This window comes from Sphingomonas tagetis (genome assembly GCF_024211275.1).
GTDB lineage: Bacteria > Pseudomonadota > Alphaproteobacteria > Sphingomonadales > Sphingomonadaceae > Sphingomonas > Sphingomonas tagetis.
This window is the reverse complement of sequence record NZ_JAMLDX010000007.1, coordinates 63,487-75,323: the sequence shown is the minus strand read 5'-3', so window position 1 is coordinate 75,323 and position 11,837 is coordinate 63,487. Positions and strand designations below refer to the sequence as shown.

Genomic DNA, 11,837 nt, shown 5'->3' with positions numbered 1-11,837 from the left:
TTTCGGCGACTGCGCCGACCCTACATGTCCGGCGCGGCGCCCTTCTTCAAGGCATGCGCCTTGCCCGAGACCGAGCCATCCGGCTTCACCATCGCCACGCTGTCCATCACGAAGAACACATTATAGCAGCCGGTGACCTGGGTCTTGCCCGCCCAGCCGATATCGACGCACAGCTTGTTGTCCTCGGCCTTCCACGTGCCGGTGACCGGCTCGTTGACCTGCGCCTGGCAGACGCCGGCATAGAGCAGCAGGCCGTCGCCCGGGATTTCCTTCTTGGGACACTTGCTGATGTCGATCTTGTCGTAGCGGATGTTGTAGCCGCCGACCTTGCCGTCCGCGCTATACTGATGCGTGTAGTGATAAGGGATCACCAGCGAATTGCCGGTGACGGCCTTCTGGATCTGCACGGTGGTGAGTGCGGGCACCGAGAGGGTCGGCCAGACCTTCTGCACGCCGGTGCCGTTCTCGCCGCCTTCGCCGGCCAGCATCAGCGACAGCGCCTTGTCGAAGCCGGCCGGGTAAACATATTCGGTCGGATCGGCGACCGTCGGGGCGGGGCCGTCGGCCATTGCCGGCGTAGCGGCGAGCGTTGTGGCGGCGGCTGCGGCGCCAGCCGCCGACCATAGCTTCATCGTAAACTTCTGCATGATTTTGCCCTCCTGAACGCCGCGCGCTGCGGCCAGCCCGATCGCGGGCGGAGAGCAAGACGTGGCGTCGCGATCATCTGCGTTTCAGGACATAAGTCGAGATGCCCGGGCCGTTGCTACCCATTCGCGATTGCAAACTACCCGTTCGCAACGCTTGTATGGCCGGGGCCGTCCTAACAAGGTCCGGCAAGCAGCAGATGAGGGCGGATGATGGGCACGATGTCGAGGTTGCGGATCGGCGTGGCGGCGCTCGGAATGGCTGCCGCACTGCCCGCTGCGGCGCAGAGCGCCGCGCCCGCTGCGCCCGGCTATACCATGCCAGCGACCGCGATGTGGGACCTGCCGGCGACGCGCGGCGAGATCTATCGCATCCTGGTGTCCTTCCCGGCGGGCGAGCCGCCCGCGGACGGATGGCCGGTGCTGTATGTGCTCGACGGCAACGCGGCGTTCGCCGGCTTCGCCGAGGCGCGGCGGGTGCAGGAGGGGACCGATATCGGCAAATCGATCGTCGTCGGCGTCGGCTATCCCACCGACAAGGCCTATGACAAGCGCCGCCTCTATGACCTGACCGGCGGCCCGACCAGCTCGCCGCCCTATGCCAGGCTCAACGCGGAGCGGAATGGCGGGTGGGACAAGTTCCTCGACTTCCTCACCGGCACGCTGCGCGACGAGATCGGCAAGCGCTACAGGATCAACCGAGACCGTCAGGCGCTGTTCGGTCATTCCCTCGGCGGACTGTTCGTGATGCACACGCTGTTCACGCGGCCGGGTGCGTTCCATGCGCTGATCGCGGCGAGCCCGTCGCCCTTCTGGCACGAGAAAGAGATGCAGAAGGAGGAGCGCGACTTCACCGCGAAGCTGGTCAGCGGCAAGATTCCCAAGGTCAGCCGCATGCTGATCGTGGCAGGGGACCGCGAGGAGGCGATCGTCGAGCGCTGGGATGGCGAGGACTTCGCCAAGCGGATCGAGCCGCTGTCGGCCTATGGCTTGCGCAGCCGATCGCAAATCTATGTCGGGGAAGGACACATGACCGTGCCCTCGCGCGCGATCACCGACACGCTGCGCTTCGCCTTTACCTGGCCATGAGGAATGCGGCGATGATCGGACGATGGGCCTGTGCAGCGGCGATCCTGCTCACCGCACCCGCAGCCGCGCAGGAGGCGCCGGCAGGGGCCACCCCGGCGGACAAGCGCCCCGGCTATACCATGCCGCAGACCGAGATGTGGGACATGACCTCGGACCGCGGCGAGGTCTATCGCATCTTCCTGTCCTATCCCTCGGTCGGCGAGGTGCCCAAGGACGGTTATCCGGTCCTTTATGTGCTCGACGGCAATGCGATGTTCGCGGGCTTTGCCGAGGCGCGGCGGATTCAGGAATATTCGGATGTCGGCAAGGCGATCGTCGTCGGTGTCGGCTATCCGACCGACAAGGCCTATGACACGCGGCGGCTCAAGGACTTCACGGTCAGGCTCGACAAGCCGGCGGGTGAGGGCCAGCGGCGGCTGGTGGCGCTCGGCACCGGCGAGCGCGACAAGTTCCTCGCATTTCTCACCGGCAAGCTGCGCGCCGAGATCGCCAGCCGCTACAAGGTCAATCCCGCGCGCCAGTCGCTGTTCGGCCATTCGCTGGGCGGGCTGTTCGCGCTGCATGCGCTCTATTCCCGGCCCGAAGCGTTCCACGCGATCGTCACGGCGAGTCCGTCCTTGTGGTGGAACGAGCAGGCGATGCTCGTCCAGGAGCGCGACTTCACCGCGCGGCTGGCAGCGGGCAAGATCGCCAGGGTGCCGCGGCTGCTGATCGTCGCCGGCGACCGTGAGGAGAGCATCGCCAACACCTGGGACAGCGAGGCGCTGGCCAAGCGGCTGGCGCCGCTGTCGGCCCATGGCGTGCGGACGCGGTCGGAAATCTATGTCGGCGAGGGGCATATGACCGTGCCTGCGCGCGCCATGACCGACACGCTGCGCTTCGTCGCGACCTGGCCGTGAGTTGAAACTCGATCCTCCCGTGCGGGGAGGATATTTACCGCGCCAGCTTGCTCCAATCCCCGTAAACCGCCTTGCCCTTGAACAGCGTCACCAGCACCTTCGCCTTGGCGATCTCGTGCGCGGGCAGCTTGAACAGGTCCTTGTCGATCACGACGAGGTCGGCATTCTTGCCGGTGACGATCGATCCGGTGAACTTGTCCATCCCGTTCACATGAGCGACGTTGAGCGTATAGGCTTCGATCGCCGTCGCGAGGCTGACGCCCTCATTGGCGAGCAGCGGCTTCGCATCGAGCTTGCCGGGCGTCGCGCGCCGGATCGCGACCTCCAGCCCATAAAGCGGATCGGCGGTATCGACCGGCCAGTCGGCGCCGTAGGCGAGCTTGCCGCCCGCGCGGACGATGCTGCCGGCGGGATAGATGTATTGCATCCGCTTCTTGCCGATCGCCTGCTCGGTCAGCTCCATATAGGGGTACCAGGACGACCATTGCGCCTGGAACTGGGCATAGGTGTTGAGCTTGCCGAAGCGCGCATGGTCGGCCGGATCGACGACATTGAGGTGCGTGACCATGTGCGCGGTCGGCTTGGCGCCATTGGCCTCGCGCGCCGCCTCGACCGCATCGAGCGAGATGCGCACGCCGCCGTCGCCGATGGCGTGGAGGAAGGCGTGCATGCCCCTGGCGTCGATCGCGGTGACCGCCTTTTTCATCATCTCGGGATCGATCTGCGGCGCGCCGCGCGACGTGTCGCCCTCGTACGGCGCCAGCATATAGGCGGTCTTTTGCGGGATCACGCCGTCGACATAGAATTTGACGGTGTGGGTGGGAATGCCGAGCGCATTGCCGCGCGCCGCCGCTTTCAGCAGGCCGGGCAACTGGTCCATGCCCCGCTCGTTCTTCCACTTGAGCGAGACCGAGACGTAGCTGCTGAGTTGCCCCGCCGCTTTCACCGCGCGATAGGCATCGACCATCCGGCTGCCACCCCGATCGTCGAAATCCACGCCGGCATCGTTCCACGCGACAATCCCGAGGCTGTTGAACAGCTGGGCCGTGTATCGCACCGCTGCCTGAATCTCCCCATCGGTCGGCGGCGGGATGAGCTGCTGAACCAGTCCCTGTGCCGACTCCTGCAGGCCGCCGATGGGCTCGCCGGTCTTGGGGTCACGGTCGATCGTGCCGTTGACCGGATCCTTCGTATCCCTGGTGATCCCGGCCAGCTCCAGCGCTTTCGAGTTCACCCAGATCGTGTGACCGCCAACCGAATCGAAGATCAGCGGGCGTGTGGTGGAAACGGAGTCTAGGATTTCCTTGCGCGGTACACCGTTGGGCGGGAACAGCGCGTCCTCCCATCCCGCGCCATAGATTGCGCCGGTGCCGGGCTTGTCCGCGACGCATTTGGCGATGATCCGCTGATAATCTTCGAGCGATTTGCCCTTGTGGAGCGAGCATCGCGTAAAGGAGAGCGCGCCGAACAGCGGATGCGCATGCGCGTCGCCGAACGCGGGAAGGACCAGCCGCCCGCGCAGATCGACGATGCGGGTCTTGGCACCCTTGAGTTTCGCGGTCGCCGCCGGGCTGCCGACCGCGACGATCTTGCCGTTCCGGATCGCCACCGATTGCGCCCAGGGCTGGCCCTTGTTCACGGTGTAGATGCGGCCATTGGTGAGGATCGTGTCGGCGGCGGCTTTGGGCTGCGCGGTCGCCGCGGCGGATGCGAGCAGGAGGACGAGAGTGGCGTAACGGGCAATGAACATGGTCCCTGGGGCGCGCGGCATGACGACTCCTGGTTCAAACAGAAAAAGCCGGGACCGCTCGCGCGGTCCCGGCCGAGGGGTGAGCTTTAGAAACGGTAGGTCAAGGTGCCGTTGACCGTGCGCGGCTCGCCGTTCGCGCACGAGCCGAAATACGAGCAGCTCGGATAATAGAGGTCGTCCATCAGGTTGACCGCGTTGAACTGAAGCGACCACTTCTTGTAGTCGAACGCCACCATCGCATCGACCAGCGTATAGCTCGGCGTGTGGACGATGAAGCCGTTGGTCGGATGCCGTGAGGTCATCTTGCCCTGATGGCGCACACCGGCGCCGACCCGCAGCGTCAGATCGTTGCCGAGTTCGACCGACTTGGTGCCGTAGATGCTGGCCAGCGTCTTCGGCACGGCGTCCTGCTGGTAGTTCTGATCCGAGACCCGCGTATCGGCATGTGACCAGGCGAGGGTGAGCGAGAAGTCCTTGGTCCGGTGGTTCGCCTGGAACTCGACGCCCTTCGATCGGACGCTGCCCGTCTGGATGCGGTTCAACGGATTCGCCGGATCGACCCGGAGCGAGTTCGCTTCCTCGACATCATAATAGGACACGCGCAGCAGGGTGGAGCGCAGCGGCTGCCACTTGATGCCGAACTCCTTCTGGTTGCCGATCAGCGGCACATAGGTGTTGCCGAACTGGTTGAGGCCCGAAATCGGCAGGAACGATTCGGAATAGCTGGCGAACGGCGCCAGCGTCGGCGTGATGTTGACGGTCAGGCCCGCGCGTTTCGACGTGTTGTTGGTCTTTTCGACGGGTCGGCCGACATCCTGCTTGCTGTAGCTGTCGCGACGGATGCCGAGCACGAGCGAGGCGATCTCACCGAAATCGATCTGATCCTGCGCATAATAGCCGGTCTGCTTCAGGATCTGCGTGACCGGGGCGGCGAACACCGGCCCCGGCGACAGACCATAGACCGGGTTGAAGATGTCGATCGTCGACTGGTTCGACGCGAACGCCTGCGACGACAGCTGTTTGAAGTGCGAATAGTCGACGCCGAGCAACACCTTGTGGCTGAGCGGCCCGGTGTCGAAATTGATCCCGAGATTGTTGTCGCTGTTGAAAACTTTGTAGCTGATATTGATCGCGAACAGGTTGCGGTTGACCCGCGATGTCGAGCCGGCGACGAACGGGTTCAGCGGGTTCCCGGTCGATGACGGGTTCAGATACACTTCCGCCTGATGCGTGTCTGCCACCGTGTAGCGGGTCGAGCTGCGGAAGGTGAGCAGGTCGGAAAATTCGTGGCTGATCAGCAACGTCGCTGCGGCATATTCCTTGTTGCCCTTGTTGATTCCCGGCTCGCCGAAGAAACGCGAGTCGGGAATCCGGTTGTTCGACTGCGCGTAAAGCGACGTGATCAGCGGATTGATGTTGTAGTTCGGCGCGTTGTTGTCGCGCTGATAGATGCCGATCGCCGTGATGTCGGTGCGGTCGCTCGGCCGCCAGGTGATTGCGCCCTGCCCGACCACGCGGTCGTTGGGCGTGTAGTCCATGCGCGAATCCGAATTGCGCACCACGCCGACGAGGCGCACAGCGACATTGTCGCTGATCGGGCCGGTGATGTCGTAAGTCCCCTCGATGCGATTGTGCGTGCCATAGCTGAAGCTCGCGCTGCCGCCGAACTCGAACTGCGGGCGCTTGGTCTGCATGTTGGTCAGGCCGCTCGCGCTGCCCGCGCCGTAGAGCACCGATGCCGGACCGACCAGCACTTCGACCTTTTCGAGCGTCGCGATCTCGGGACGCGGCATGTAGACGAAGCCGTAGTTGCGCTTGAGGCCGTCGACGAACAGCACCGACTGGAAGCCGCGGATGTTGTTGAAGTCGCCGCGCGAGTCATCCGAGGCGTTGTAGACGCCAGCAGTGTATTTCAGCGCTTCGCGGATGTTCTGCGCGCCGCGGTCCTGCATTTCCTCGAGCGTCACGATCTCGATCGCCTGCGGAATGCGCAGGATCGGCGTGTCGGTCTTGGTGGCGGTCGTGGCGCGGCTGCCGGTGACGATGATGTTGTCGTCATCCTCGCCCGCGCTGCCTTGGCCGTCCTGCGCCGCGGCGATGCCCGGCAGGGCGGCGATGCAGCAAGCCGACAGGAGCGCGAGGCGCTTCATCCGGCGGTTGGTCTCGGTCTGCTTCCTCATGTCTGAACCCCTTCCCCAAAGTTGATCCGGCCAATCGCCCGTCTTTCTGACGCGGGTCGATCCTCCCATATGCATTCAAGCCCAGTCCGTGCCGGGAGCCATGCGGTTTTCAGGGTAAGCGGGGTGGCAAAAGGGTAAATGGGCAGGGCCAGCAAGGTGTGCGGACGGGCCAGGCCGCGTTACCCGATCCCGGCGCCGGAGCGCGGCGCCGGGATTCGGGCGGGCGGTTAGAAGCGGAAGCCCAACGTCGCCTGAACCGTGCGCGGTTCCCCGTTCGCGCACGAGCCGTACCATGAGCAGCCCGGATAATAGGTCTTGTCGAGCATGTTGACCGCGTTCAGCTGAAGCGACCAGTTCCTGTATTCGAACGCGGCGAGGGCATCGACCAGCGTATAGCTCGGCGTGTTGACCAGGAAGCCGCTGAACGGCTCGAAGGACCGCGTCGGGCCGACATAGCGCGCGCCGGCGCCGATCCGTAGCCGCAGGGCGTTGCCCAGCTCGAACGCCTTGCTGCCGAACAGGCTCGCGAGATATTGGGGCGTGGCGTCGCGCTGATAATTCTGACCCGAAATCCGCACCGAAGAATAGGAGAACGAGGCTGTCAGCGACAGGTCGTCCTTCACATTGTGGTTGGCCTGGAACTCGATTCCGCGCGCCCGCACCGAGCCCGTCTGGATCGAATCGAGCGGATTGTTCGGATCGGGCTGAAGCGCGTTGGCCTCTTCCAGGTCGTACAAGGAAACGCGCAGCATGGTGGAGCGGAGCGGCTGCCACTTGATGCCGATTTCCTTCTGCTCGCCCGACAGCGGTTTGTAGGTGCTGCCGAACTGGTTGAGGCCGGAGATCGGCAGGAAGGATTCGGAATAGCTGACATAGGGCGCCAGCGTCGGGGTGACGTTGACGGTCAGGCCAGCGCGCTTCGTGGTGCGGCTCGTTTCCTCGAGCGACTGGCCAGCATCCTGTTTGGTATAACGGTCGCGCCGGATGCCGAGGACGAGCGAAGCGAACTCGCCGAAATCGACCTGATCCTGCAGGTAGAAGCCGGTCTGCTTGAGCACCTGGATATTGGGGAAGTTGTAGATCGGTGCCGGCGCGGTGCCATAGACCGGATTGTAGATATCGATCGAATCGGCGAACGCGACGAATGCCTGATTTGAATCCTGCTTGAAGTAGGAATAGTCGATGCCGGCGAGCAGCTGGTGGCGGATGCCGCCGGTGTTGAATTTGAACGCCAGGCTGTTGTCGGTGTTGAACGTGTTGTAGCTGATATTGATCGCGAACAGGTTGCGCGGCACCCGCGTGGTGCTGCCAGTGATGAACGGATTCAGTGGGCTGGATCCGTAATAGGTCGCGAGATAATATTCGGCCTGTTCGGTGTTCGCCCAAGTGTAGCGGGTGTTGCTGCGCAGGCTCAGCCAGTCGTTGAACTCGTGCGTCGCGAGCAGGCTGGCCGCGGTATATTCCTTGTCGCCCTTGTTGATGTTGGGCTCGCCGAAGAAGCGCGAGCCGGGAATGAACTTGCCGGGCGTCGCGAAGAGCGAGTTGCCCAGGGGCACGATGTTGTAGTTGGGCGGATTGCGGTCGAACTGATAGATGCCGATCGCGGTGATGTCGGTCCGGTCGGTCGGCTTCCAGGTGACCGCGCCCTGCGCGAGCTGGCGGTCGTTGGGCGTGTAATCCATGCGCGAATCGGAATCGCGCAGCACGCCGACGAATCGCACCGCCAGATCCTCGCCCAGCGGGCCGGTGACGTCGAGCACCGCTTCCTTGCGGTCGAACGTGCCGTAGCTGATGCTCGCGCTGCCGCCGAACTCGAATTGCGGGCGCTTGCTCTGCATGTTGGTGAGGCCGCCCGAGCTGCCCGCGCCGTACAGCACGGACGCCGGACCGACGAGCACTTCGACCCGCTCGAGCGTGTTGATGTCGGGGCGGGGCAGGTAAACGAAGCCATAGTTGCGCTTCAGCCCATCGACGTACAGCACCGACTCGAAGCCACGGATGGCGTTGAAGTCGCCGCGCGAGTCATCGCCCCCGGTCAAGCCGGACACGCCCGCCGTATAGAGCAACGCTTCCCGAATGGTCTGGCCGCCGCGCTCCTGAATCTCCTCGGTTGTGATGACCTCGATCGCTTGTGGCGTGCGCAGGATCGGGGTGTCGGTCTTGGTCGCGGTGATGGCGCTGGTGCCGGTGACGACGATGGTGTCGTCCGCTGGCGCGTCCTGCGCTGCCGCAATGCCAGGCATCGCGCCAAGGCTGCACGCCGATAGCAGCAGGATCCGCAATGCCCGCGTCGATCCGGTCCGATTGGTCATTTTTTCGTCCTTCCCCGTTTTGCCCCGCCGCTCCGGAAACACCGGTCGGACGGGTGGTTGTCGCGGCAACCTGACGCGGGAACGGGGGCATTTCGAAGAGGCTGTTGCGGGTAAGCGGCCAAGGATGCGGGTAACGAGGTCGCACGATGCTTGACGCCCGTGATGCAGGGCCTGGCGGTGTTGCGTTCAGGCCGCGGGCGGCGCGGCGCCGTCGCCGATCAGCCCGCGCTCGCGCAACACACGCACCGCGTCGCGGCGCTTGTGCACGCCAATCTTCTTGAACACCGACTTCAGCCGGTATTTGACGGTATCGGGCGACATGCCGATCAGCCGGGCGATTTCCTTATTCGAATAGCCGAAGCTCAAATGCTGAAGGATTTCGGATTCGGCCTCGCTGAGCAGGCCCGGCGCGGGTCCGGTCGCGGGGCGGGCCGACAGCGAGCGGGCGAGTCCCTTGAGGAACTGCGCGCGGAAGCGGTCGAGCTGCACGCCGTTGTTGAGCGTATCCTGCAGCGACGGCTCGGCGAAGCGGCGCGCATCGACGAACGGCCGCACGATCCCCTGGAACATCGCCATGCCGACCGCGTCGTCGAAACAGGCGCGCGCTTCGGCCAGGCTGTCGGTCGCCCGCAACGCATAAGCGAGCAGGATGTTGAGATCGATCAGCAGCCGACCGGCGCCGTGCTGGGCGGCCCACCGGCGCAGCCCGCGCAATTCGCCCAGCGCAGCATCATGCTCGCCGGTGAGCAGGGCGAGCTTCACGCGGCACAATGCGGCGGCAGTAATGACGGGGTGATGCAGCGGGGTCCCGTCGGCTTCGGTCTCGGTCAGGGACGCCAGACCGATTTCCTGCGCATGTGCCAGCGCCGCGTCGGGCGCCGGATCATGGTCGATGTGCAGGTCGAGCTCGCACAGCGTTGCGAGCAATTCGAGCTGGCGCAGCCGCCGCCGCCCGGCGAGCCGCCGCGCGCGCGCCGTCATCGCCAGCGCCTCGTCCATCGCGCCCTCCGCGGCGAGCGCGCGCGCCGCGGTGAGATAGCCCGCGGCATAGACGTCGACCCAGCCGTCCGATTGCTCCATATGCGGCACCGCCCAGTCGAGCAGCTCGACCGCGGCTGGCACCTGGTCCTGCTCGTAGAGCAATTCCGCCTCGAACGCTGCGCAATTGGCGGCGAGGTCGGACCGGTCGCCGAAATTGCTCTCGATATCGGCGCGCGCGCTGGCGAGGATTGCGGCGGCATCCTTGAATCGCCCCTGTGCGCGGCGGATGCGCGCTTCGAGGAAGCGCGTGAACAGCTCGCTGTAGAGCGAATCCATCGCCTGATAATGCTCGCGCGCGGCCAGCGTCGGCTCCAGCGCGCGTTCGAGCCACCCGCCCTCGAAATATTTGGCGGCGAGCGTCTCGCTGACATTGGCGAGGACGAGATGGTCGTTCGACGGCAAGGTGCGTAACAGCGCCTCGCGCGCGAGCATGTCGTCGAGCGTCACCGGCTCATTCTCGTAATCGGCGAGCACGTCGCCGACGACGCGCACCTCGGTCCATTCGTCGGCCGACAGATCGGCCTCCGCAAGTGCGGTGACGAAGCGGTCGTAATCGGCACGGGCGTTACCCATCTCGCCGCACTTGATCTCGAGATAGACCCGGGCGAGCGCCAGCCGCGGGCTGGCCGCGACCACCGTTTCGGGCAGCTTGGCGAGCCCGCGCTCGACCATCGCCTGATGTCCGTGCGGGATCAGCCGCCACCCGCCGGCGACCTCCAGGATCGTGGCGAGGAGATCGTCGTCATCGGCCTGGATCGCGTGGCTCACTGCATCGGCGGTCTCGTTGCGCTCGGCAAACCACATCGCGGCGCGATGGTGGAGCGCGCGGAACTGCGCGCTGTCGCGCCGCGCCATGCGGTCGCGCAGATGCTCGGCGAATAGCTGGTGGTAGCGATAGGCTTGGCGTTCGGTGCTGAGCGGGGTCAGGAACACGCCCTGTTCCTCGAGCTTTTCCAGAACCAGCCAGCCGTCCTGCCGGTCGCACAGCAGGTTGACCAGCTCGCCGGTCAGCCGGTCGAGCAGCGCGGTCCGCATGACGACTTCCTGCGTCTCCGGCGGCATCGTCATCAGCACCTGCTCGGACAGATAGCGCGCCAGCTCGGAGCTCGGGCCTCGGAACTGCTCGACCAGCTGGCGGTGATCGGCCCCGCGCTTCAGCGACAGCGAGGCTAGCTGGAGCGCGATCGGCCAGCCTTCGGTCCGCACCACGATGCTGCGGACATCCTCGCCGCCCAGTTGTTCGTCGCGCTTGTCACCCAGTGCGCGCGCGAGCAGCGCCTCCGCCTCGACCGAGGAGAATTTGAGATCGTCGGTGGTGAATTCGAGCAATTGCTCGGCTGCCGCGAGGATCGACTGGCCGAGCCAAGGATAGTCGCGCGACGACACGATGAAATGGCAATTGCCCGGCGCGAGCTGGATCAGCGCGCGCACGAACTCGTCGACCTCGGGACTTTCGGCGCGGTGGAAATCGTCGAGGATCAGCACCACCGGCCCGCGCTCGCGCGCCAGCCGGCTGACGATCGCCGAAACCGCGGCGCGCGGCGGCAGGTTGGCGGCGAGGCGGTCGCCATCGTCGCCTGGTGCCTCGCGCGCGTCGCCGCCATCGAGCGCCAACGCGATATACCCGGTCAGGCGGCGCAGGTCGCTGTCGTCGCGCTCCAGCGTCAGCCAGGCGATGCGCACGCCGCTATCGTCATAGCGCCGCCGCCATTGCGAGAGCAGGCTGGTCTTCCCGTAGCCGGCTGGTGCGTGGATCAGCGTCAGCCGCCGTTCGAGCGCGGCGTCGAGCCGTCCGAGCAGCAAGTCGCGCCGGATCTGGTTACCCATCCACATGGGCGGCGCGACCTTGGTATGGATCAGTTCGTCCATCTCGACCAAATCTCGTCCCCGATACCGGGTGCCGCCATTCGCGTGCGCTCACC

Annotated in this window: 7 protein-coding genes; 2 read left to right on the top strand and 5 right to left on the bottom strand. The window is 65.3% G+C overall.

From position 1 onward, the window contains the following. Positions 1-20: 20 nt before the first annotated feature. Entirely contained in the window at positions 21-647 is a 627-nt protein-coding gene (locus tag M9978_RS10735; protein WP_254293039.1) for a hypothetical protein, read from the bottom strand. 210 nt (positions 648-857) lie between these two features. Between M9978_RS10735 and M9978_RS10730 the strand changes: the two genes are divergently transcribed. Together M9978_RS10730 and M9978_RS10725 are read left to right on the top strand one after the other, a co-directional pair. Next, a complete protein-coding gene (locus tag M9978_RS10730; RefSeq protein ID WP_254293038.1) occupies positions 858-1,733 on the top strand; it encodes an alpha/beta hydrolase in 876 nt (291 codons plus the stop codon). Between the two features lie 11 nt (positions 1,734-1,744). Then, positions 1,745-2,632 carry an alpha/beta hydrolase gene (locus M9978_RS10725; RefSeq protein ID WP_254293037.1) on the top strand — a complete coding sequence of 296 codons (888 nt, stop codon included), beginning with the start codon at positions 1,745-1,747 and terminating at the stop codon, positions 2,630-2,632. Between the two features lie 34 nt (positions 2,633-2,666). Here the strand turns inward: M9978_RS10725 and M9978_RS10720 are convergent, their stop codons facing one another. The 4 genes from M9978_RS10720 to M9978_RS10705 all read right to left on the bottom strand — a co-directional run bounded on the left by M9978_RS10720 (position 2,667) and on the right by M9978_RS10705 (position 11,784). Next, complete coding sequence (locus M9978_RS10720) at positions 2,667-4,403, bottom strand: amidohydrolase (protein ID WP_254293036.1); 1,737 nt, start codon at positions 4,401-4,403, stop codon at positions 2,667-2,669. Positions 4,404-4,468: 65 nt separating this feature from the next. Continuing rightward, positions 4,469-6,562, bottom strand: a complete 2,094-nt coding sequence (locus M9978_RS10715; protein ID WP_254293035.1) for a TonB-dependent siderophore receptor — start codon at positions 6,560-6,562, stop codon at positions 4,469-4,471. A 227-nt stretch (positions 6,563-6,789) separates the two neighbouring features. Then, positions 6,790-8,874, bottom strand: a complete 2,085-nt coding sequence (locus tag M9978_RS10710) for a TonB-dependent siderophore receptor (RefSeq protein WP_254293034.1) — start codon at positions 8,872-8,874, stop codon at positions 6,790-6,792. A 186-nt stretch (positions 8,875-9,060) separates the two neighbouring features. Beyond that, positions 9,061-11,784, bottom strand: a complete 2,724-nt coding sequence (locus tag M9978_RS10705) for a helix-turn-helix transcriptional regulator (RefSeq protein WP_254293033.1) — start codon at positions 11,782-11,784, stop codon at positions 9,061-9,063. Between the last annotated feature and the right edge of the window lie 53 nt (positions 11,785-11,837).